18 protein-coding genes are annotated in these 21,896 nt (G+C 63.9%); 12 read left to right on the top strand and 6 right to left on the bottom strand.

The features are described 5' to 3' along the window. The first annotated feature begins 279 nt into the window (after nt 1-279). The gene (locus AC1DK4_RS28435; RefSeq protein ID WP_441620692.1) at nt 280-3,717 is read left to right on the top strand and encodes an adenylate/guanylate cyclase domain-containing protein; all 3,438 of its coding nucleotides are present in this window, start codon (nt 280-282) and stop codon (nt 3,715-3,717) included. Nucleotides 3,718-3,759: 42 nt separating this feature from the next. Here AC1DK4_RS28435 and AC1DK4_RS28430 read toward each other — a convergent pair whose 3' ends face one another. Next, nucleotides 3,760-4,767, bottom strand: a complete 1,008-nt coding sequence (locus AC1DK4_RS28430; protein ID WP_441620690.1) for a LacI family DNA-binding transcriptional regulator — start codon at nt 4,765-4,767, stop codon at nt 3,760-3,762. 268 nt (nt 4,768-5,035) lie between these two features. Here AC1DK4_RS28430 and AC1DK4_RS28425 point away from each other — a divergent pair, with 268 nt between their 5' ends. From AC1DK4_RS28425 to AC1DK4_RS28415, 3 genes are all read left to right on the top strand, one after another. Then, the gene (locus AC1DK4_RS28425) at nt 5,036-6,178 is read left to right on the top strand and encodes an L-talarate/galactarate dehydratase (protein WP_441620688.1); all 1,143 of its coding nucleotides are present in this window, start codon (nt 5,036-5,038) and stop codon (nt 6,176-6,178) included. 45 nt (nt 6,179-6,223) lie between these two features. Beyond that, nucleotides 6,224-7,180, top strand: a complete 957-nt coding sequence (locus AC1DK4_RS28420; RefSeq protein ID WP_441620686.1) for a Bug family tripartite tricarboxylate transporter substrate binding protein — start codon at nt 6,224-6,226, stop codon at nt 7,178-7,180. Nucleotides 7,181-7,317: 137 nt separating this feature from the next. Further along, entirely contained in the window at nt 7,318-8,460 is a 1,143-nt protein-coding gene (locus AC1DK4_RS28415; protein ID WP_441620684.1) for a Bug family tripartite tricarboxylate transporter substrate binding protein, read from the top strand. 113 nt (nt 8,461-8,573) lie between these two features. Here the strand turns inward: AC1DK4_RS28415 and AC1DK4_RS28410 are convergent, their stop codons facing one another. Then, nucleotides 8,574-9,716 (bottom strand): citrate synthase family protein, encoded by a 1,143-nt coding sequence (locus AC1DK4_RS28410; RefSeq protein WP_441620682.1) that lies wholly within the window; start codon nt 9,714-9,716, stop codon nt 8,574-8,576. A 107-nt stretch (nt 9,717-9,823) separates the two neighbouring features. Between AC1DK4_RS28410 and AC1DK4_RS28405 the strand changes: the two genes are divergently transcribed. The 4 genes from AC1DK4_RS28405 to AC1DK4_RS28390 all read left to right on the top strand — a co-directional run bounded on the left by AC1DK4_RS28405 (nt 9,824) and on the right by AC1DK4_RS28390 (nt 13,402). Then, a complete protein-coding gene (locus tag AC1DK4_RS28405) occupies nt 9,824-10,777 on the top strand; it encodes a 2-hydroxyacid dehydrogenase (RefSeq protein ID WP_441620680.1) in 954 nt (317 codons plus the stop codon). 26 nt (nt 10,778-10,803) lie between these two features. After that, nucleotides 10,804-11,487, top strand: coding sequence for a fumarylacetoacetate hydrolase family protein (locus AC1DK4_RS28400; protein ID WP_441620678.1), 684 nt, complete (start codon nt 10,804-10,806; stop codon nt 11,485-11,487). Nucleotides 11,488-11,544: 57 nt separating this feature from the next. Then, nucleotides 11,545-12,303, top strand: a complete 759-nt coding sequence (locus tag AC1DK4_RS28395; RefSeq protein WP_441620676.1) for an SDR family oxidoreductase — start codon at nt 11,545-11,547, stop codon at nt 12,301-12,303. A 148-nt stretch (nt 12,304-12,451) separates the two neighbouring features. After that, nucleotides 12,452-13,402 carry a Bug family tripartite tricarboxylate transporter substrate binding protein gene (locus AC1DK4_RS28390; protein WP_441649921.1) on the top strand — a complete coding sequence of 317 codons (951 nt, stop codon included), beginning with the start codon at nt 12,452-12,454 and terminating at the stop codon, nt 13,400-13,402. A 213-nt stretch (nt 13,403-13,615) separates the two neighbouring features. Here AC1DK4_RS28390 and AC1DK4_RS28385 read toward each other — a convergent pair whose 3' ends face one another. From AC1DK4_RS28385 to AC1DK4_RS28370, 4 genes are all read right to left on the bottom strand, one after another. After that, nucleotides 13,616-14,320 (bottom strand): glutathione binding-like protein, encoded by a 705-nt coding sequence (locus tag AC1DK4_RS28385; RefSeq protein WP_441620674.1) that lies wholly within the window; start codon nt 14,318-14,320, stop codon nt 13,616-13,618. Nucleotides 14,321-14,414: 94 nt separating this feature from the next. After that, nucleotides 14,415-15,380, bottom strand: coding sequence for a Bug family tripartite tricarboxylate transporter substrate binding protein (locus AC1DK4_RS28380; protein ID WP_441620672.1), 966 nt, complete (start codon nt 15,378-15,380; stop codon nt 14,415-14,417). An 80-nt stretch (nt 15,381-15,460) separates the two neighbouring features. Next, entirely contained in the window at nt 15,461-16,279 is an 819-nt protein-coding gene (locus AC1DK4_RS28375) for an enoyl-CoA hydratase (protein WP_441620670.1), read from the bottom strand. Further along, nucleotides 16,276-17,478, bottom strand: a complete 1,203-nt coding sequence (locus AC1DK4_RS28370) for a CaiB/BaiF CoA transferase family protein (protein WP_441620669.1) — start codon at nt 17,476-17,478, stop codon at nt 16,276-16,278. Before AC1DK4_RS28370 ends, AC1DK4_RS28375 begins: the two co-directional genes overlap by 4 nt. 581 nt (nt 17,479-18,059) lie before the next feature. On the opposite strand from AC1DK4_RS28370, the gene AC1DK4_RS28365 reads away from it, so the two are divergent. The 4 genes from AC1DK4_RS28365 to AC1DK4_RS28350 all read left to right on the top strand — a co-directional run bounded on the left by AC1DK4_RS28365 (nt 18,060) and on the right by AC1DK4_RS28350 (nt 21,844). Then, on the top strand, nt 18,060-19,040 hold the full coding sequence (locus AC1DK4_RS28365; RefSeq protein WP_441620667.1) for a quinone oxidoreductase family protein: 981 nt from the start codon (nt 18,060-18,062) through the stop codon (nt 19,038-19,040). Between the two features lie 22 nt (nt 19,041-19,062). Next, entirely contained in the window at nt 19,063-19,824 is a 762-nt protein-coding gene (locus AC1DK4_RS28360; RefSeq protein WP_441620665.1) for a glutathione S-transferase family protein, read from the top strand. A gap of 196 nt (nt 19,825-20,020) precedes the next feature. Continuing rightward, entirely contained in the window at nt 20,021-20,806 is a 786-nt protein-coding gene (locus tag AC1DK4_RS28355; protein ID WP_441620663.1) for an enoyl-CoA hydratase/isomerase family protein, read from the top strand. Between the two features lie 60 nt (nt 20,807-20,866). After that, nucleotides 20,867-21,844, top strand: a complete 978-nt coding sequence (locus AC1DK4_RS28350; protein WP_441620661.1) for a Bug family tripartite tricarboxylate transporter substrate binding protein — start codon at nt 20,867-20,869, stop codon at nt 21,842-21,844. Nucleotides 21,845-21,896 lie beyond the last annotated feature (52 nt).

Here is a 21,896-nt window from a genome sequence, read left to right as displayed (position 1 = left end):
TGACGCTTCGCGCAGCGGCTCGACGGGCGTCCTCTAGCAAGGCGATGCATGTCGCCATGCACGCAATGATGCCTTGATAAAGCGCTCCTTCGCGCACTCCTGTCCGCCAACGCCACTCCGGGCTTGCAGATCGGACCCAACCCAGCCTGATCGGAAAGCGCGGGTGGCCACCGCAGACTTGGTACGGGGCAGTCACCGACTGCCGCAGCGCCGCCTTGCCAACCGCCGCGAATGCGCATGTAATGGCTGCGTGGCGGGCACAGGCAGTCGGGAGGCGAGATGCGCTGCACGAATTGCCAATTCGAGAACCCCTCGGGAGCCAGGTTCTGCGAGGAGTGTGGGCAAAAGCTTGCGCAGATCTGCCCGCAATGCGGCCACGCATCCAGCCCCGCCGCGAAATTTTGCGGCGCGTGCGGCGCGCTGCTGGCGGACACGGCGGCAGCCTCCCCGCGCGTGTCGCCACCGGTGTCACCTTTGCCGGCACCGATTCACTACACACCGCCCCATCTGGCCGAACGGATTCGCGCGGAGCAGGCCGCCATGGAGGCAAAAGGCGGGCACGCCGGTGGCGAGCGCAAGACGATCACCGCCCTGTTCGCGGACATGGCCGGCTCGACGGCATTGATCCAGGACCTGGACCCCGAGGAAGCCCGCAGCCTGATCGATCCGGTCGTGGCGCTGATGATGGAAGCTGTGCATCACTATGAGGGGTACGTGGCCAAATGCCTCGGTGATGGGATCCTGGCCCTGTTTGGCGCGCCAATCGCCCACGAGGACCATGCGCTGCGCGCACTGTTTGCGGCACTCCGCATGCAGCAGGCCATGCGCTGCCATAGCGACAAGGTGCGGCTGGAACAGGGTGTCCCGCTACAGATCCGGGTTGGCGTCCATACCGGCGAAGTGGTGGTGCGCTCGATCCGCAAGGATGACTTGCACACGGACTACGATCCGGTCGGCCACACGATGCATATCGCCGCCCGGATGGAAGGCGTCGCGACCCCGTCATCGATCCTCGTTAGTGAATCGACCCACAAACTGGCCGAGGGGTATTTCGAGTTCAAGGCCTTGGGGCGCACACAGATCAAGGGCCTGCGCGAGCCGCTGGCGGTGTATGAGGTGCTGGGCCTGGGCGCCTTGCGCACGCGCCTGCAGGTGGGGGCGCAACGTGGCCTGGCCCGGTTTGTCGGTCGCGAGGCCGAACTGAAGCGCCTGGGCGAGGCGCTCGAACGGGCCCGGGCGGCGCAAGGGCAAATCGTCGGGGTGGTGGGCGAGGCGGGCGTGGGCAAGTCGCGCCTGTTCCATGAGTTCAAGGCACGCGCGCAGCAAGGCTGCATGGTGCTCGAGACCTTCTCGGTGTCGCATGGCAGGGCGTTTCCCTACTTGCCACTGATCGACCTGCTGCGCAACTATTTCCAGATCACGGCGCAGGATGACGAACGCCGATATCGCGAGAAGGCCACCGGCAAACTCCTGATTCTTGATCGCGCACTGGAGGATCAGCTGCCTTACTTGCTCTACCTGCTGAGTATCGTTGAACCGGGTTCGGCATTGCCGACGATGGATCCGGCCATCCGGCGCCAGCGCACCTTCGAGGCGATCGCGCGTTTGCTGGTGCGCGAGAGTCAGAACCAGCCGCTCATGGTCCTGTTCGAAGATCTGCAATGGCTCGATAGTGAGACGGAAGCCTTTCTAAATGTGCTCATCGCCGAGGTACCGCGTGCCAAGGTACTTCTGCTGGTCAACTACCGTCCCGAGTACCGGCATGACTGGGGTCAACACACCTGCTACACCCAGTTTCATCTGGAACCGCTGGACCGGGCGGAGGCGCAGGGCTTGCTCACTGCGCTGCTGGGCGCGGACCCGTCCCTTGCGCCATTGAAGCAACTGATCCTGTCAAAGACCGAGGGCAACCCGTTCTTCATGGAGGAAGTTGTCCATACCCTGGCCGAGGAGAACGCGCTGCTCGGCCCGGCTGGAAACTACAGGATCGAGAAGGCGCCGTTGGCACTCCATATTCCGACGACCGTGCAAGGGGTGCTGGCGGCGCGTATCGACCGGCTGCCGCTGCCACAGAAGGAACTGCTGCAGACGCTGGCGGTCATTGGCGCGGAGTTCTCTTCCAGCCTGGTGCGGCATGTCACCGGGCAGCCGGAAGCATTGCTCCACCCGCTGTTGGCTGACCTGCAGACGGGGGAATTCATTTATGAACGTCCCGCCTTTCCCGAGGTCGAGTACGTATTCAAGCATGCGCTGACTCAGGAGGTGGCGAGCAACTCCCTGCTCTCGGAACAGCGCAGCCTCCTGCATGAGCGCACGGCCCAAGCCATCGAGGCGCTGTTTCCCGACCGGCTGAAGGAGTACTGGAGCGATCTGGCGCACCACTACAGCCAAAGCGGCAATGTTCCGAAGGCGGTCGACTATCTGCAGCTGGCCGGAAAGCAGGCACTCCAGCGTTCCGCACAACTCGAAGCAATCCGCCATCTCGGTACAGCCCTCGATCTGCTAAAAAGCCTGGCCGACAACCCGGAGCGCCAGCGCCAGGAACTGTCTCTGCTGCTGGCCCTTGGCCCGGCATGGACAGTAGCGCGAGGCGCCGGGGCGCCAGAGGTGGAGGCGACCTACACACGGGCCCTCGCCCTGAGCGAGCAAGGCGGGGAAACGCCGGAATACTTTTCTGCACAGCTTGGTCTGTGGTCCTTCTATCTTTTGCGCTCTCAACTCAAGACGGCGCACACACTGGCCGAGCGGCTACTCAGCCTCGCGCAGCACACGCGAGACCCGGAGCAGCTTGCAGAAGCGCACCGCGTGCTCGGGGCGACCGCCTTCCGCCTTGGCGAGATCAGTCAGGCGCGTACTCATACGGAGCAGGCCATGGCACTGCTCCGTCCAGACCACCAGTCATACGGGCATTTGCTGCGCGATGCGCGCAACCCCGCCGTGCATCTGCGTTGCACCCTGAGCTGGATCCTCTGGTACTTAGGCCTGCCCGGCCAGGCCCGGGCCCGCAGCGAAGAGGCTCTGGCAATCGCCCGAAAAACCTCCGACCCATTCGGCCTTGCCCTCAGCCTGATCTTCGCGGCTGAACTGTATCAGCGCCTTGGCGAACCGGAACAGGTGTTGGAGTACGCGAATGCCGCGCTCGAGCTTTCGAGCGAGCAGGGGTTTCCATTCTATCTGGCCAGGGCAACGATCCTGCGCGGCTGGGCGCTCGCCTGGCAAGGCAGCCACGAGGAAGGCATCGCACTGATACACCATGGACTTGATGCGCACGAAGCCACCGGCGCGGCACTGGGACGGCCCTCCATGCTGGGATTGCTCGCCGACGCATATGGGAGGGCAGGGCAACCCGAAGTGGCGCTTCGCGTATTGGCTGAGTCGCGGACGCTGGTGAGCAACACGGATGAGCGCTTCGATGAAGCAACGCTGATTCGCCGCCAGGGAGAGTTGATATTGCAGTCGCCTGTCGAGAATACGAGGTCGTCTGTCATGGCCGAAGAGGCAGAGGCGCATTTCCAGAAGGCAATCGCGCTCGCGCGTCGCCAGGGAGCCAAGTCAATCGAGTTGCAATGCGTACTGAGCCTTGCCCGGCTGTGGAAGCGCCAGGGCAAGGGCGATGCGGCGAATCAACTATTGATCGACATCCAGGCGACTTTCGCCGAGGGGGCAGATACCGCGGATTCGCGCCAGGCAAGAGAACTGCTGGAAGGGCTGTCGTAGGAATCCTTGGCGAAGATTTGTTGCCGCCCCCAAGGTCTCCAGTCAATCACGGCCCAATGTAGAGCCCCGTTCAACGATCCGGAATCCGACATCGACGACCCGCTCGGCAACCGCTTCCCCCCGGCACTCGTCCAGCAACATGCGGGCAGCCAGCTTGCCAATGTGGGCCCCGTCGACCTGCACGGTGGTCAGCGACGGCACCATGTGCGCCGCGAAGTCGGCATCGCCAAATCCGCACACCGCGAGGTCCTGCGGAATGCGCAGGCCGCGTGCCAAGGCCTCCGTAATGACGCCTTGCGCTAGCTGGTCGGAGCTGCAATAAATCGCTTCAATGCCGGGATCTCTGCCCAGCAGTTCGGACAATGCCTGCCGGCCCAGCGCCAAGCTGCTTGGCGCCGGCACCACGGCGGTCGGCACGTCATGCCCGACCGTCGACAGGAAACCTTCGCGGCGCACGGCCGCGCGCTGGTCGTCGCCGGTCGCGATACCCAGTCTGTGCCATCCCTTGCCGAGGAAAAAGCCGGCGATCGCGCTGCCGACCTTGAGATGGGAGAACCCGACGGCCATGTCGACGGGGCGGTCGGTCAGGTCCCAGGTTTCAACGACAGGGATGCCGGCGCGCCGCAACCGGTCGCGCGACACCTGCGAGTGGATCAAGCCTGTGACGATTATGCCGTCCGGGCGGCGGCTGATCATGGTGCCGAGCAGCGCCTCTTCACGGGCATGGTCATAGCCAGTCTGGCCCAGGATCAGCTGGTAGCCGGCCGCGTCCAGCGCGTCGGTCAGCGCCTTGATGGTCGGCAGGAACTGCGCCACCGCGATGTTCGGCACCAGTGCGGCCACCGTCAGGCTGCGGCGCGACTTCAGGCTGCCCGCCAGCAGGTTGGGGATGTAGCCGGTGGCTTCGACCGCCTGCTGCACGCGCGCAATGGTCTTCTCGGACACGACGCCCGGATTGCTGAGGGCCCGCGACGCGGTGATCAGGGAGACCCCGGCCTCACGCGCCACGTCATGCAGCGTCACGGATTTTGGGGTGTTGGAGTCGCTCATGCCAATTCAGACCTAGGGAAAATCGCTATGCCAAGTCACGAAGTCACCGGTTGATCCCGGGGAATGACAACGTTATCATACGCCCATTCCGCTCCGCAACGGTTCCATGCGGGTCAGAAAATTGATTGGAGTAGGGCGCCATATTCCTCTATAGGGACAGAGCGCCGCATTATACCCAGTCGTTCTCGCCCAAGAATGATAACGTTGTCATGTGCGGCAAGAAGGCCAACCGGCCGGACATCGAACCCATCCCATACCCGACGCACACATGACCCTTTCCAACCGACCCGACACCATCACCGGAATCCGGCTCTCTTCCTGCTATCTGCCGCTGGCGACCCCCATCAGTGACGCCAAGGTACTGACGGGCCGGCAGAAGCCGATGACCGAGGTGGCCATTCTGTTCGCCGAAATCCGGACCGCCAACGGCCATGAGGGCCTGGGCTTCAGCTATGCCAAGCGCGCGGGCGGTCCCGGCCAGTTTGCGCACGCCAGCGAAATCGCGCCGGCGCTGATCGGCGAAGACCCGAGCGATATCGCCCGGCTGTGGGACAAGCTGTGCTGGGCTGGCGCGTCGGTCGGCCGCAGCGGATTGTCGACGCAGGCAATTGGCGCCTTCGACGTGGCGCTGTGGGACCTGAAGGCCAAGCGGGCCGGGCTGTCACTGGCCAAGCTGCTTGGCGCGCACCGCGATTCCGTACGCTGCTACAACACCTCGGGCGGCTTCCTGCACACGCCGCTGGACCAGTTGCTCGTCAATGCTGCGGCCTCGGCCGCGCGCGGCATCGGCGGCATCAAGCTGAAGGTGGGCCAGCCGGATGGCGCACTCGACATCAAGCGCGTGGCTGCTGTGCGGGAACACCTGGGGGACGCCGTGCCGGTCATGGTCGATGCCAACCAGCAATGGGACCGCCCGACGGCGCAGCGGATGTGCCGCACGTTCGAGTCGTTCAACCTGGTATGGATCGAAGAGCCGCTCGACGCTTACGACCATGAAGGCCATGCGGCGCTAGCGGCGCAGTTTGACACCCCGATCGCGACCGGTGAAATGCTGACCAGTGCCGCCGAGCACTGGGACCTGATCCGCCACCGTGCCGCCGACTATCTGATGCCCGATGCACCGCGCGTAGGGGGCATCACGCCGTTCCTCAAGGTGGCAGCGCTGGCGGAGCATGCGGGACTGATGATCGCACCGCATTTTGCGATGGAACTGCATGTACACCTGGCCGCCGCGTACCCGCGCGAGCCGTGGGTCGAGCATTTCGACTGGCTGGAGCCGCTGTTCAACGAGCGCCTGGATATCCGCGATGGCCGCATCACTGTGCCGACAGCGCCCGGGCTTGGGGTCACGATGAGCGAGCAGGCCCGGGCCTGGACGCGCGAACACACCGAATTTGGCAATCAGTCGTAAGCAAGACCTGCACACCAGGTCGTGAGAACAAAAAGGAGACAACCGATGAAAAAGCTGATCGCATCTCTGCTGCTGGGTGCAGCCATGGTGACCGCGCATGCCGCGTGGCCGGAAAAGCCCGTGACGCTGCTCGTTCCCTTTCCCGCGGGCGGATCGACCGACAATGTCGCCCGCATCCTCAGTGCCAAGCTTCAGGCGCAGTTTGGCGGCAGCTTCGTGATCGACAACAGGCCGGGCGCAGCCGGCATGATCGGCGCCGCCATGGCCAAGCGCGCGCCGGCCGATGGCTACACGGTGTTCGTGTCGTCGCTGGGACCGTTCGTGATCGGGCCGCACCTGAGCAAGAACGCCGGTTACGATCCGCTCAAGGACTTCGACTACATCAGCGTAGCGGTGCAGGCGCCTAACGTGCTGGCGGTACCCGTCAATTCGCCGCACAAGAGCCTGAAGGATGTCATCGCTTTCGAAAAAGCCAATCCCAACAAGATGACGTTCGCCTCGGCCGGCAATGGCACCAGCGACCACCTCACCGCGGAGCTGTTCTGGCAGCAGACCGGCACCACCGGCCTCCACGTGCCGTACAAGGGCGGCGCGCCGGCGCTGAACGACCTGCTTGGCGGACAGGTCGATGCCACCTTCATGAACATCAACACCGCGATCCCGCATATCAGGGCCGGCAAGCTGCGCGCGCTTGCCATCACCAGCAGCAAGCGCTCGCCGATCCTGCCGGACGTGGCGACCATGGAAGAATCTGGCGTGAAGGGCGTGACGGTCTACTCGTGGCAGGCCGTCGCAGCGCCCAAGGGCTTGCCGCCGGAGATCAAGGCCAAGCTGCATGCCGCCGTGGTCGCGGCGCTCAACGACCCGGCGGTCAAGCCCAAGCTGCTCGACCTGGGTTTCGAGATCGTCGCCAATACGCCGGAGCAGTTCACGGCGTTCCAGGCGTCGGAGTATGCGCGCTGGAAGAAGGTCATCGAGGTGGGCATGATCACGGCAGATTGATGACTGCCAGCCTGGACAACGCGATCGATTCGTATGGCGTTGTCCGGGCGCGACCCCGGGTCACGTAGAGCGAGGTATTTCCGTCACTCCGGCATCCCCGCCGCGACCCGCGCCAACTCCCGAGTGTCCACGAAGTCGTGGACACGTTTAGCTGGGGCTACGTTGACGCTATCAATATTTCTCTCAAGCCGCCGCTCGAAGCGGCTGAGGTGGAATGGGAAAGCCCGGTGTCGAAGCGGAAAATAGCATTGGCACCGGGGTATTCAGTTGGAATCCTTGTCGCACAACCCGAAGGAGACACGATGCGAACGACCAGAGCGGTATTGCAATGCATGGCAGGCATGCTGATGGCGATGGCCACGGCGGCCGTGTCGGCGCAGCCCAAGTATCCGGCCGCGCCGGTCCGCATGCTGGTCGGCACGCCAGCAGGCGGGACGACGGATGTGATCGCCCGTTTGATTGCGGCCAAGATGAGTCAGTCGCTGGGTCAAAGCGTCGTGGTGGAAAACCGTACCGGCGCTAGTGGCCTGATTGCCGCCGAAAGCGTGGCAAAGGCGCCCGCGGATGGGTACACCGTGTTGATGGCATCATCGCAACTGGCAACGTACCGGGCGCTCTTCGCGACAACGAAGCTGGATCCGGAAAAAGACCTCGAGCCGCTTGGCATCATCGCAACGTCTCCGTATGTGATGGTCGTGCATCCATCACTACCAGTGAAGAGTCTGCCGGAACTGCTGGCGTATGCGAAAGCCAATCCCGGCAAGATCTCGTACGCCGGGTCGACGCCGGGTACCGCGCAGCATCTCGGCTGGGAACTGATCAAGAGCCAGGCGGGAGTCGACATGCAGTATGTGCCCTACAAGGGGACCAGCGCACTGATGCCCGACCTGCTCGCCGGGCGGCTGCAGGCAGGTATTGACAACGTGGCTATCCTGACCCCCTACATCAAGAGCGGACAACTGCGCGGGATTGCTGTCACCAGCCCGTCGCGGACGACGCTGCTCCCGGATCTGCCGACCGTAGCGGCCTCCGGCGTTCCCGATTTCCAGGCAATGGGCTGGTTTGGCGTTTTCGTGACAGCCAAGACACCGCCCGAGGTCGTTACCGCCCTGAAGAGCGCAGTGCGATCTGCCGTGGAAACCGCGGAAGTAAAGGACAAGCTAGCCGGCATGGGAGCGGAACCGCAGAGCGGCGATGCGAATGCATTGCGTACCCTGCTCAAGCGGGAAACCACCGTCTGGTCAAAAGTTATCAAAGACCACAACATCTCGGTTCAATAGTTGCCGCGGGATGGGTGCAGAAGTCGGATAGTCACATCGGAGTAGAAGGTGTCGAAATCGGCGCTCCCCGATTTTTGCACGCTCTCCTTCGCGCCGTCCGGCTCCTTAGATCCTTAGTGCCGCTCAGGCGCGGGTCCAACGTAGCGGCCGCGCGGACGAATGACCTGCCCGACGCTCAATTGCTCCAGGCTATGTGCAAGCAGCCCCACGCTGCGGGCGGTTGCAAACAGGCCAAATGCCGCATCTTCCGGCAGTCCGTAGTGCGTCACCAAGGCCGCCAGCGCCACGTCGATGTTGGGCTGCAGACCTGTCAGTCGAGTCGCCTTCTCGATGAAGCGCGCGATCACGGGCGGTGGGTCGAACAGATTCAGCAGCGCAGTCGCGCGGGGATCGCCTTCGGGATAAAGGTGATGCCCGAATCCGGCAAGCGGCAGACCGGTGGAGAGGTGGTGGGCAATGACTTCGTCCTCGCCCTGACGCTCCAGTTCACTGAACAGCGCCTTCACTCGTCCCGAGGCATCGCCGTGCAATGGGCCGGACAGCGTGGTCAGGCCCGACAACAGGCACGCCGGCAGCGATGCGCCAGTGGACGCCGCGATCCGCGAGGCAAATGCGGAACTCGTCAGCTCATGGTCGACCAGCAGGACCATGGCGGTGCGCAACAGTTCCGCCACCGGCGCCGGCTGCTTCCAGCCTTGTGCAAAGCGGATGTGCAACGGCTGCTGTCCCGGCTGCGCGCCGAATGAATTTGCGAGTTGCCCCACCAAGCTCTGGCCTTCGCCATGCAGGACGCGCGTCATGCGCCCATGTGTGGAATGTCCCGTCGCGGCAAGTTCCGCCAGGGTCTTGAAGGCCGCCACGCGCCCAGGACGGGTCACTCGGGCAGACGACGAGAAATCTACCAGTTGCTCTGCATCCCAGAGAAGATGCGCAGTCTCTTCCAGCGTGGCTGATCCGGCCAGCGCCACGGCGTCCTGCCCCCGGTAGTACAGCCGTTCCCGCACGAACGTGGAAATTGCGGTCGGAATACTTGGCTCTGCACCGAACAGCGTGTTGGTGGCCAGCGTCTCGTATTTGCGCCCCGCTTTCTTGCGCTTGGCGAGCGTCGCCACGTCCTCGGCGCGGTACAGGCTGCGGCGCGTGTCAATGGGGTCGGACACGACTTCGATCTTGCCACGGCTAACGTAGGCATACACCGTCTGCGGCCGTACTCCCAGGCACGTACACGCCTCCTCCATCGATATCCAGGCTCCCATTCGTCACTCGCTTGGCTAATTTATATTGATTTTATATATCAAGATTGCGTTGGTAATCAACTATTGCCTACGATGTGTCCACCTTCCATGCCTGACATCCACTGCTCATGAAGCCGCAGATACTGCAACTGAATCCCATCCTGATTCCCGCCGCGAACGAAGAGCTTGCCGCGCTCTATCAGGTCCACAAATACTTCGAAATCCAGGACCAGGCCGCATGGTTGCGGCAACATGGCGCGTCCATCCAGGCGGTGATCACCGGCGGTCACACCGGGATTTCCCGCGCGATGCTGGAACAATTGCCTTCGTTGAAAGTGGTGGCCGTCAATGGGGTGGGCACCGACGCAGTGGACCTGGGCTATTGCCGCGAGCGTGGCCTGCCCGTCACCGCGACGCTGGGCGCGCTGACCGAGGACGTGGCCGACCTGGCCATCGGTCTGTTGATCGCGGCATGCCGCAACATCTGCGCAGGCGACCGCTTTGTCCGGGACGGCCAGTGGGAACTTCACCCCTCGCCGTCCGCCATTCCGCTGGCGCGCCGCTTCAGTGGCATGCGCGTTGGCATCGTCGGCATGGGCCGTGTAGGTCGCGCCGTGGCCACGCGGGCGGCGGCTTTTGGCTGTCCGATCCGCTATACGGATTTGCGCGCCATGGACGACGTGCCGCATACATTCGTGGCCGACCTGATCGACCTGGCGCGCGACAGTGATGCGCTGGTGCTTTGCGCGGCAGCCGACAAGGCCGAAGGCATCGTCAATGCGGCCGTACTCAATGCCCTCGGCCCGCGTGGCTTCCTCGTCAACGTGGCGCGCGGCCGCCTGGTCAACGAGACCGATCTCGCGCAGGCCATCGAAGCGGGCAGTATTGCTGGCGCGGGGCTGGACGTCTTCGTCGAGGAGCCGCGCGTGCCATTGACGCTGCGCCAGTCTGACCGCACCACGCTGCAGGCGCACCGGGCCAGCGCCACGTGGGAAACGCGCGGTGCCATGGCTCGCATGGTGCTGGACAGCGTGGCGCAAGCCCTGGGTGGCAAGCGCCCCACGATGAGCCTGACCACCTGAGCCAGCAGCTTCGGAGCACGAACCTCATGATCGATTTCGTTCTGCCGCCGCCAGTGCCGTGCGCGCTACCCGTCGCGGACAGCACCACGCATTTCCCGATCGCCCGGGTGTTCTGCATCGGTCGCAACTACCGCTGGACGCCCGACGAACCGGCACCGCCCGACATGCCAGCCTGGTTCATGAAGCCGGCCACCGCAGTCGAACTGGCTCGCGACGCGTTGCCCTATCCGCCCGGCACCGACGAGTTCTGCCATGAGGTCGAACTGGTCGTCGCGATCGGGCGCGGGGGGCGCGATATCGATCCGCGCGATGCATCGGACCATGTCTGGGGCTACGCAGTYGGCCTGGACATGACGCGTCGCGACCTGCAACAGCAGGCCAAGCGGGCGGGTGGCCCATGGGAGCCATCGAAAGCGTTCGACCATTCGGCGCCGTGTAGTCCGATCGTAGAGGCGTCGCGCTGCGGACATCCGGGCGAAGGCGCGATCCACCTTTCGGTCAACGGGGCCGAGCGGCAGCGTGCCGACCTGTCCGGGCTGCTCTGGCCGGTGGCGGAACTGGTGTCGATGCTGTCCCGCTCCGTGGCGCTGATGCCCGGCGACCTGATCTTCACCGGTACGCCAGCGGGCGTGGGGCCATTGCAACGTGGCGACGTGGTCCACGCCGGCGTGGACGGCATCGGTGAATTCACGCTAACCGTCACCGGGTAAGCGCAGCATTACCCCTGTACTACCTGTCGACATCACAACCTCCCATTGGAGACCATCTTGAATGCATCCAGAAAAATCGCGCTGGTGACAGGAGCCGGCAGCGGCGTGGGCCGTGTCACCGCACTGGCCCTGCTCGATGACGGTTGGACCGTCGTGCTGGCCGGCCGGCGCGCCGAACCGCTGCAGACGCTGGTGGCCGCCGCCGCCGCACGCGGGCAAACCGCGGCGGCCGTGCCCACCGACGTGACCGATCCTGCCAGCGTGCAGGCACTGTTCGACACGATCGAACGCGAATTTGGCCGGTTGGACATGCTGTTCAACAACGCAGGCGTGAACGCGCCAGCGGTTCCGATGGATGAGTTGTCGCTGGACGCGTGGTTCAACGTCATCAACACCAACGTCACCGGCGTATTCCTGTGCGCGCGTGCCGCGTTTGCGCTGATGCGCCGGCAGTCGCCGCAAGGCGGACGCATCATCAACAACGGCTCGATCTCCGCCCACACGCCGCGCCCCTTCACCGCGCCCTATACCGCAAGCAAGCACGCTGTCACGGGCCTGACCAAGGCACTGGCGCTCGATGGCCGCGCCTACAACATCGCCGCGGGCCAGGTGGACATCGGCAATGCGCTGACCGAGCTGTCCGAACGCATGACACGCGGCGTGCGGCAGGCCAACGGCACCATCGCGCCGGAACCGATGATGGACGTCAGCCACGTTGCCAATGCCGTGCGGCACATGGCATCGCTGCCGCTTGACGCCAACGTCCTGAACATGACCGTCATGGCTAGCGCAATGCCGTTCGTCGGCCGCGGCTGACACCGCCGATACCGCTGACACCGATTACCGCGCTCCCACGGCTTCGCATCCGTGGGACGCCAACAGAGTTGACATCAGTTAACCAGCATCCAGACGGAGACTCTTCATGCGAATCCCCACACGCCACCTCGCGACCTTGATCGGCACCATGACCGGCTGCGCCGTCATGATGATGATGTCCGGCGCGGCCTCGGCCCAGAGCAACTATCCGGCCCGCGCGGTCACCATCATCGTGCCGGCGCCGGCCGGCGGTGGCATTGACCTGATCGCCCGCGTCGTCGGCGAAAAGCTGTCGGTCAAGCTCGGCCAGCCGTTCGTCGTCGAGAACCGCCCCGGCGCGTCCAACAACCTGGGCACCGCGATTCTTGCCAACGCCAAGCCCGATGGCTATACCATCGGCATCGTCGGCGGCAGCCACAACATCAACAAGTTCCTGTTCAAGAATCTGGGCTGGGACCCCGAAAAGAGCTTCGAGCCGATCGTCTATACGCACGAGATCCCGCTGGTGTTCGCGGCCTATCCCAAGCTGCCGGTCAAGACGGTGCCCGAACTGCTGAGCTGGATGAAGGCCAATCCCGCCGAGGCCAAGGTGGCGACGTCCGGACGTGGCAGCGCACAGGAGATGGCCGCCGAAATGTTCCGCATGGTCAGCGGCGTGCCGGTGCTGCTGGTGCCGTACAAGGGCTCCTCCGCGGCGCATCCTGACCTGATCGCGGGTCGCACCGTGCTCTATATCGACACGATCAGCGCCATCCAGGAGCAGGTAAAGTCTGGCAATGTACGAGCCATTGCCGTCTCTACGCGCAAGCGTTCCAAGGCATTGCCCAACGTGCCCACTGCCGAGGAGCAAGGGCTGAAGGGCTATGATGCCAACACGAACGGTGGCTTCCTGGCGCCCGCAGGCACGCCGAAGGAAATCGTCGCCAAGCTCAACGCCGAGATCAACGCCGCGCTGAAGCTTCCGGAAGTACGAGCCAAACTGGAAGCCGCTGGCATCGAGGTGCAAGGCGGTACGCCGCAGGATTACGCGGCACTGATCAGATCGGACCTTGCGAAATGGGGGAAAGTGGTCAAGGAGGCGGGAATTCAGTTGGAGTAGCGGCCACCTGCTTTCGTAGGCCTGCCGTTCGATGATCGTCAGGTCAATGTCGACAGGTTGTGGGCACCCGGCAAATGCAGCCTCGCCGAAGAATGTAGCTCTTAAGAGCCACGCGCTTGTTCGGACTGCTGAAAACGGGATGATTGCTCGCGGTTACGGAGCGATCGGCCCACTCGTGGCAATACAGGCCATCCTTCTCGCTCGTCTGCCAAGCTATCTCGTTTGATATTGCGTCTTGCCGAACAGAATTTCGCGGGCCTTGTCGTCTCCTTCCGGCTTGCGCAGTTCCGCCATGACCTTCAGGCCCCGCCGGACGGCGGGACGCTCGGCGATCTTGTCAAACCATGCCTTGAGGTGAGGATAGTCGGTGAGCGTGATGCCTTGCTTTTCCCAGCTACGCAGCCAGGGAAAGATCGCGATGTCCGCGATGGAGTATGCGTCACCGGCAATGTAGCTGCGCTTGGCCAACTGCTTGTTGATGACGCCGTAGATGCGTCTCGCTTCATTGGTATAGCGGTCGATTGCATACGGCAGCTTCTCACGCGCATACAGCCTGAAATGGTGCGCTTGCCCGAGCATCGGGCCAACGCCACCGATCTGGAACATCAGCCACTGCAGGACATCGTAAAGCTTGTGGTCGTCAGTCGGCAGGAACCGGCCGCTCTTGGTCGCGAGGTAAAGCAGGATTGCACCGGATTCGAATATCGAGATGGGCTTGCCGTCCGGACCGTCCGGATCGACGATCGCAGGGATCTTGTTGTTCGGGCTGATGGCGAGAAAATCGGGCTGAAACTGATCGCCAGCGCCGATATTGACCGGGTGGGCCAGATAGGGAAGCTCGGCTTCCTCCAGCATGATGTGGATCTTTTGCCCGTTGGGCGTGGGCCAGGAGAAGAGATCGATGGGAGCTTGGGTCATTGGGTGCGAGTTGCTCTGATGAAGGTTCTTAGAGGTCGGTGCGTGCATAGGGCAGAGCTGGCCGCCCGGCTCGGTGCGCTGCGCATCCTGCGAGCTATTCGGGTTTCACTCCGGCCTGGTTGAGCCGTTCGAGAATCACGCGAGTGTTGTCTTCCGCCCACGTGCGGAACTCGGCCTGCGATTTCGAGGGCGCGACCTCGCTGCCAGTGCCGAGCAGCTTGGCCTGAAGCTGTGGGTCGGCCAGCACCTTGCTGGCTGCTGCGAAGAGCCGGTCCGATACCTTCGGCGGTAAACCGGCAGGGCCGAACAGTCCAAACCAGAAGGTGAAATCGAAGCCTGGCAATCCTGCATTTGCCAGGGGTGCCAGGTCCGGCGCAATAGCCGATTGCCGGGGAGTGGTGACGCCCAGCATGCGCAGCGCGCCACCGCGGCCAAGCGGTAACACGGAGGCGGCGGTGCCAAAGGACAACTGCACGTTTCCTGCAGCCACCGCCTGCAGTGCCGGGCCGCCGCCCTTGTAGGGTACGTGCGTCATCTTCACGCCCACGGCTTTTTCGAACGACAGTGCGGCAATGTGCGGCAGGCCGCCAACGCCCGAGGACGAATAGTTCAGTTCGCCAGGCCCCTTCTTCCTGGCGTAGGCGATCAGGTCGTTCAGGTTGGCAATGCCCATGTCCTTGTTGACCGCGAGAATCAGCGGCGACACCGTGAGCCTGGTGATGGCCGTGAAGTCCGCCGGTGTGTACCTGGCCTTGTAGAGCGCCTGGTCAATGCCATACAGCGTACCGGTTGCCAGCCCCAGCGTGTAGCCGTCGGGCGCCGCCCGTGACAGGATCGACGACGACAGTGTGCTGCCGGCGCCGGGTTTGTTGTCGATCAGAATGGGCTGGCCAAGCTCCTTTGCCATCGCGTCCCCGACGATGCGGGCGACGAAATCGGCCGCTCCTGATGGCGAATAGCCGACTAGGATGCGGATAGGCTTGTTCGGGTAGGTCTCGGCCTGGGCCGGGAGGGCGGAAATCGTGATGAGGAGGGCCGCCGCGATGTGGGCTTGAGTCATGGATCGTCTCCTTCCTTATGGATTGGGACGCGCTCGCTGGCGGATCGGCATCGCCGGCGCGCAATCCCTGCGTGGTGACGTCAACGCCCGGTAAACACCGGAGCCCGCTTTTCAAGGAACGCACGGCGGCCTTCCCGGTAGTCATCGCTGTCAAAGCAGCGATCGACCAGCGCAGAGATCTCCTCGGCGTCTTGCGCGGCCGAGTACCGTTCGAACGCTCGTACGGCGGACTTGGCTGCATGCACGGTCAGCGGCGCGTTGCCAGCGATGCGGCCCACATATGCATGCACTTGCTGCGCAATCTGCGCTTCATCGACGACAAAGTTGACCAGGCCGATGCGCAGGGCCTCATCGGCCTCGAGAAAGCGTGCGCTGAACAGCATGTCCTTTGCCGTCGACGGGCCAACCAGGCGTGCCAGCGCGGCGATGCCCGCGTAGTCATAGCCCAGCCCCAGCCTGGCGGCTGGAATGCCGAACTTCGAGCCCGGCGTGGCGAAGCGGACGTCGGCACTCAGCGCGAGGGCCAGGCCGCCGCCGATACAAAAGCCCTCGATCATCGCTACCAGCGGTTTGCTCAAGCGTGCCAGACCGGTGTGCGCACCAGACGCGATGTCCGCGTAGGCCTTCTTTTGCTCGGCATTGGAACGATGTTCTTCGAACTCCGAGATGTCGGCGCCCGCCACGAAAGACCGGCCGCCGGCGCCGCGCAGCACGACCACGCGCACTTCCGGGTCGGCCTGGAAGGCTTTGATCGCCTCGCCCAGTCCCTGCCACATTTCGAGTGACATCGCGTTGCGTCGCGCGGGGTTGTTGAATGTGAGCCAGCCGATGCCTTGGTCAGCCTGCGCGATGATCTTTGCCGTGGCGAGCGGCAGTTCGCGTGCGGTGGCGGCGGTCACGCGATCGCTCCCGCGGATTTCAGTCGCTCTATCTCGTCAGGGGCGTAGCCCAGTTCCGTCATCAGTGCTTCGGTCTGTTCTCCGGGGTCAGGGGCCGCGTGATGGAACTGGTCGGGATGCGGGAAGGAGGAAAGGTTGATCGGTGAACGGATCAGATCGACCGTCCCCAGGACCGGATGCGTCGCGGGACGCGTCATGCGCAAGTGCTTGACCTGCGGATCTTCAAAGGCCTGGCCGATGTCGTAGACCGGGCCGCAGGGCACGCCGGCTGGATTCAGGCGCGCGACCAGGTCGGCCACGGTGAATTGCCGGGTCACCGCATTGATGTCCGCGTCCAGTTGGCGGCGATGCGCTACGCGCGCCTGCATGTCCTGATAGTCAGGGTGCGCCTGCAAGGCCTCGGCCCGCAATGCCCCGCAGAAGCCGGCCCACATCGGCGGCGTGCTTGCACAGATATTGACCAGCCCATCGCTGGCCTCGAAGGTGCCCATGGGAACCTGGGTGGGATGCGCGTTGCCTTCCTGGACCGGCACATCTCCCTTGACCGTGTAGCGCGCGCCCTGGAAGTCCAGCTTGTTGAGCATTCCCTCCAGCAGCGAGGTATGCACCCATTGGCCCTCGCCGGTGCGCTCGCGATGGAGCAGCGCCAGCAGAATCCCTTGACCCAGGAACATGCCCGCGGTGGTGTCGGAGATGGCGATGCCGACCCGGACCGGACCGCGGCCGGGCTCGCCGGTGACCGAGCTGAGCCCGGACATGCCCTGGACGATCTGGTCCACGCCGGGACGCTCGCTGTACGGCCCTTCCTGGCCGAAGCCGGAAATGCTGGCCAGGATGATCTTGGGATTGATCTGCCTGAGTTGTTCATAGGTCAGCCCCAGCCGCTCTTTGACGACGGAGCGGAAGTTCTCCACCACGACGTCGCTCTGCGCGATCAGGCGCTTGAGCACCTCCGCGCCCTGCGACGTCTTCAGGTCGATACAGAGGCTGCGCTTGTTCCTGTGGAGGTTCTGCTCGTCCGACTCGCGCCGGCGGCCCGTGACCGAGCCACGGTCCTTCAATGGCGGTGGCTCGACTCGCGTCACGTCCGCTCCCCAGTCCGCAAGCAGCCGGACCGCCGTGGGGCCGGCGCGCGCAATGGTCAGGTCCAGGACCTTGAAGCTGGAAAGTGGAAGGCTGGGCTTGGGTTGGTCAGGCATGAAAGGAGCACTCTCCAAAGGCATGGTTGTAGGGTTGCCCGCGGCTGCAATCCCGCAGCCGCGGGCAACGGACGAACGAAACAGCGCCCGATGTCAGGCAAGCGTGGGCAGGAGGCGAAATGCTGGCGCAGCGTGGTGAGCGCATTTGGCTTGCTGGCACGGCCGTGCTGGCGGAGCACTACGAAAGTCGGGCGGCAAGGCGCGAGATGTTGCCAACGGGCTCCCGCGCCTGTCGAACGCATGGAAGTGCTTTATGAGCAACGGCACGTTTGTCTCCTGCAAGCCGATTCATGATCGCGAATGCATGGCTTAAGTGTACGTTGGTAGCAGTTAAAAATACACAACACACTTGTAAGTATTTATACTGTGGTTTCGCATCGATTATGACGCTAAAATAAGCGACGTTATGCATACACAGATGTCGCAAGTCCAGCCTTACCGTCTCGACGGAGCCCCGAAAGGCATCGCCGGGAGGAAGCCACTGCGAGCAAATGTGCGCGGCTGCACGGTCTCGGCCGCAGGCTTCGACGCCAGCGTCGTCGTCTCCTAACCATGCAAAGCACTTCCGTTGGGGAATTCACATGGAAACAACCGCTATCCGCATCCACAGCCACGGTGGCCCGGAGGTACTCGAAATCTCGACGGTCGACGTCGGCGAACCGGGCCCGGGAGAAGTGCGGATCCGCCAGTCCGCCATCGGGCTGAACTTCGCCGACATCTATCAGCGGCGCGGCGAGCACGGGCCCCACAGCGCCGCGCCGTTCCCGATCACGCTGGGCTCGCAGGGGGCGGGCGTGATCAATGCGCTGGGGTCCGGAGTCGAGGGATTGCGGCTTGGCCAGCCGGTTGCCTGCTTTCAGCCGGGGGCCTACCAGGCAGTCCGAAACGTGGCGGCTTCGCGGGTGATTCCATTGCCCGACGGATTCCCGCAAGACGTGGCCGGTGCAAGCCTGYTGCGCGGATTGACCGCCGAGTATCTGTTGCGCCGGCTGTACGTCGTCAAGCCTGGCGATGCCGTTCTGGTCCACGCTGCTGCCGGCGGCATGGGCCAGATCCTCTCGCAATGGGCGCGGGCACTGGGTGCCACGGTGATCGGCACGGTGGGGTCTGACGCCAAGGCGACGATTGCGCAGGCATACGGCTGCCACCATGTCATCAACTACCGCACCGAGGATTTCGTGGCCCGCACCCTGGAATTCACCAAGGGTGCAGGCGTGGCCGTGGTGTATGACGCGGTGGGCAAGGATGTCTTCCTGCCCTCGCTCGACTGCCTGAAGCCGCTAGGCATGGCGATCAACTACGGCACTGCCTCCGGCGATGTGGAGCGTTTTGATCTGCAGCGGCTGCATGCCAGATCGTTGATGGTGTGCAGGCCAACACTGCGGACGTTCATCAGCGAGCCGGCCGACTTGAGACGCGGGGCCGACGCTCTATTTGACGTGGTGCGCGGCGCAGCCGTGCAACTTGAAGTGAACCGGCGCTACGCGCTGACCGAGGTGCGGCGCGCGCACGAAGAGCTCGAGAGCCGCGCCACGACGGGATCGGCAGTGCTGATTCCTTGATAGGGAAATGATGGAAATGACCATGAAACTGTTCCACGGCTGGCTGTCGAGCGCATCGCGTCGGGTGCGGCTCTGTCTTGCGGAAAAAGGGGTGGACTACGAAAGCGTGCCCATCGATATGAGCAAGCAGGAGCAGCATTCACCAGAATACCTGGCAATGAATCCCAACGGCGTTGTGCCCGCTCTGCTGCTCGCGCCAGGAAAGTCTCTGTACGAGAGCTCGACCATCTGTGAGTACCTGGATGACATTCATCCGGAGCCGCCCCTGCGGCCGAGCGACCCGTTCGATCTGGCCGTGATGCGTAACTTCGTGCGCTGGACCGATGAAAAATCCTTGCCGAACCTGCTGATCCTGAACTGGAGCATCGCGCTGCAACCCGGTGCGGGCCAGTGGACCGACGCGCAACTCCAGGAGCGGCTCGCACGGATCCCAACCGCGGAGCGCCGGGAAGCGTGGATCCGCATTGCCCGCAATCCCTATACCGACGAGGAGAAGGCGGCAGCCCTGCACAAACTGCTGATGCTGGTCGACAAGATGGAAGAGATGCTGGCAGGGTCGCCGTGGCTGGTGGGCGAGCGCTACTCGCTGGCCGATATCGCAGCCGTACCCTTTATCGCCCGCATCGACGAAATTGCGCCCGAGGCACTGGCCGCTGCCACACATCCCCGCGTCCATACCTGGTGGCGCGAAGTGCGGCAGCGCCCGGCGTTCGCGGCCGCGCGCTTCGATCGGTTCGACGCCGCGTTGCGCGCGCGTCAGCTCGAATCCGCCGCTACTCAATAAAGCCTGTCTTCACGAGATGAGCCGGCTTCGGGCCGCAGTTAGTGTAGGCCTTGAATCAGGCCCCAGGCCGCTCAGCGCGAGACACGCAGTGGGCTGAGGCCCTTGCACAGTAAGCCGGCGCCAAGTTCGACTGACACCAGCGGGCATCGCGGCGCAACGCGACAACCGCAATGCAACCATCTTTCAGGACATGACCATGACCGAATCGTCCGGCCTTCCGACCCTTGCCCAGGCAGGGCGCATCGCCACCATTACCTTCCAGAGGCCAGAGGTCGCCAATCGACTGGGACCCGAGGACTTGGCAGAGTTGCATCGCCACATCGAGACAGTCAACGCCGGCGACGCTCTGGTGTTGCGCATTCGTGGGAGGGGAAAGTACTTCTGCAGCGGCTTCGATATCGGCAGCCTGGCTGGCGGGCAGGGTGGCCAGGATGCCCGGCGCGCCCAGAGCGGCTCTGGCTTCGAGGAACTGGTCAACGCGCTGGAAGATTGTCGGCCGGTTACCATCGCCGCGATCAACGGTGGTGTCTATGGCGGCGCCACCGATCTCGCGCTGGCTTGCGACTTCCGCATCGGGGTCAGGCAGACCGAGATGTTCATGCCGGCGGCACGCCTCGGCCTGCATTTTTATCAGCGTGGCATGGAGCGCTATGTCACGCGCCTTGGCCTGGACACGGCCAAGCGGTTGTTCCTGACGGCCGAGACGCTCGATGCCGAGGAACTGGCGCGCTGCGGATTCCTAACCTCGCTGGTCGACGCGCAGCAACTCGAAGACCGCGTGGATGGCCTGAGCGCCACCATCGCCGATATGGCGCCGCTCGCGGTGATCGGCATGAAGAAGCACCTCAACCATATTGCCCGCGCCGTACTGGACGTACAGGTCCTGGCTGCCGATATGCAGCGTGCCGTGCAATCGGCGGACATCCGCGAGGGCGCGTTGGCGTGGAAGGAGAAACGCAAGCCCCGCTTCACCGGGCAATAGGCGAGCCCAGGCTCCGCCATTGCCTGCGCCACTACCATGATAAGAAATCCGGAGACAAAGATGAGTATCGCGAAACGCTTCGCGGCCGTAGCCGTACTACTGGCCGCGCCGGTGTCGCTTGCCTGGGCGCAAGGCACCTACCCCAGCAAGCCTATCCGGCTGATCGTGGGCTTTCCACCGGGGGGCGGCGCCGATGCCGTGGCCCGCGTGGTGGCCGAGCGCATGTCGCGCGAGTTGGGCCAGACCATTGTCATCGACAACAAGCCGGGTGCCGGCACCACCATCGCGGCCGAGGCCGGTGCGCGTGCCGAGCCGGACGGCTATACGCTGTTCATGGGCAGCGCGAACATCTTCGGCTCTGACCGCGTCCTCTACAGGAACATCCGCTACGACGGCCAGAAGGACTTCACCGCCATTTCGCGGTGGACCATCGCGCCCATGGTGCTGACCGTGAACAAGGATCTGGGTGTGAAAACAGTGCAGGATCTCGTGGCCAAGGCCAGGCAGAATCCCGGCAAGTTCTTCTATGCATCGTCGGGCAGTGGCGGCGCGCCGCATATGGCCGGCGTCTATTTCAACAAGCTCAGCGGCACGCGGATGGAACACGTGCCGTTCAAGGGCGGCGCGCCCGCCGTCACCGCGGTGATCTCAGGCGACGCGCAATTGATATTCGGCACACCGCCATCCGTGCTGCCGATGGTAGAGGCCGGCAAGCTCCAGGCGCTCGCGGTGACCTCGGAGAAGCGATCGCCGTTGCTGCCGAAGCTGCCGTCGGTTGCGGAAGGCGGCCTCAAGGGCTACGACCTGACATTCTGGTTCGGGCTGTTCGGGCCGGCAGGCCTTCCTCCTGCCGTTGTGCAGAAACTGTTTGTGGCCAGCCAGAAAGCCTTGGGCGACCCGGAGGTTGTCAGCAAGCTTGCAGCGCAAGGCAATGAGGCGCTAGCCTCGGCATCGCCGCAGGAGTTCAGGCAGTGGGCGATTGCCGAAGGCGCAAAGACCAAGCAGTTGGTGGAGCAGTCCGGCGCCAAGCTCGACTGAAGGAGGGCAGAGTGGCCATTTGCGTATGCGCAGTTCTCCTGTGGGGCCGTCC

The organism is Cupriavidus sp. 05N38 (assembly GCF_056397345.1).
Note: the sequence above shows the minus strand (reverse complement) of the source record. Positions and strands in the feature narration are given on the sequence as shown.

What these genes read in the sequence shown, in the direction of transcription:
- AC1DK4_RS28425 (WP_441620688.1), top strand. Translation starts at nt 5,036, where the DNA reads ATGACCCTTTCCAACCGACCCGACACCATCACCGGAATCCGGCTCTCT.
- AC1DK4_RS28380 (WP_441620672.1), bottom strand. Translation starts at nt 15,380, where the DNA reads ATGACTCAAGCCCACATCGCGGCGGCCCTCCTCATCACGATTTCCGCC.
- AC1DK4_RS28360 (WP_441620665.1), top strand. Translation starts at nt 19,063, where the DNA reads ATGAAACTGTTCCACGGCTGGCTGTCGAGCGCATCGCGTCGGGTGCGG.
- AC1DK4_RS28355 (WP_441620663.1), top strand. Translation starts at nt 20,021, where the DNA reads ATGACCGAATCGTCCGGCCTTCCGACCCTTGCCCAGGCAGGGCGCATC.
- AC1DK4_RS28405 (WP_441620680.1), top strand. Translation starts at nt 9,824, where the DNA reads ATGAAGCCGCAGATACTGCAACTGAATCCCATCCTGATTCCCGCCGCG.
- AC1DK4_RS28430 (WP_441620690.1), bottom strand. Translation starts at nt 4,767, where the DNA reads ATGAGCGACTCCAACACCCCAAAATCCGTGACGCTGCATGACGTGGCG.
- AC1DK4_RS28420 (WP_441620686.1), top strand. Translation starts at nt 6,224, where the DNA reads ATGAAAAAGCTGATCGCATCTCTGCTGCTGGGTGCAGCCATGGTGACC.
- AC1DK4_RS28390 (WP_441649921.1), top strand. Translation starts at nt 12,452, where the DNA reads ATGACCGGCTGCGCCGTCATGATGATGATGTCCGGCGCGGCCTCGGCC.
- AC1DK4_RS28385 (WP_441620674.1), bottom strand. Translation starts at nt 14,320, where the DNA reads ATGACCCAAGCTCCCATCGATCTCTTCTCCTGGCCCACGCCCAACGGG.
- AC1DK4_RS28350 (WP_441620661.1), top strand. Translation starts at nt 20,867, where the DNA reads ATGAGTATCGCGAAACGCTTCGCGGCCGTAGCCGTACTACTGGCCGCG.
- AC1DK4_RS28435 (WP_441620692.1), top strand. Translation starts at nt 280, where the DNA reads ATGCGCTGCACGAATTGCCAATTCGAGAACCCCTCGGGAGCCAGGTTC.
- AC1DK4_RS28370 (WP_441620669.1), bottom strand. Translation starts at nt 17,478, where the DNA reads ATGCCTGACCAACCCAAGCCCAGCCTTCCACTTTCCAGCTTCAAGGTC.
- AC1DK4_RS28410 (WP_441620682.1), bottom strand. Translation starts at nt 9,716, where the DNA reads ATGGGAGCCTGGATATCGATGGAGGAGGCGTGTACGTGCCTGGGAGTA.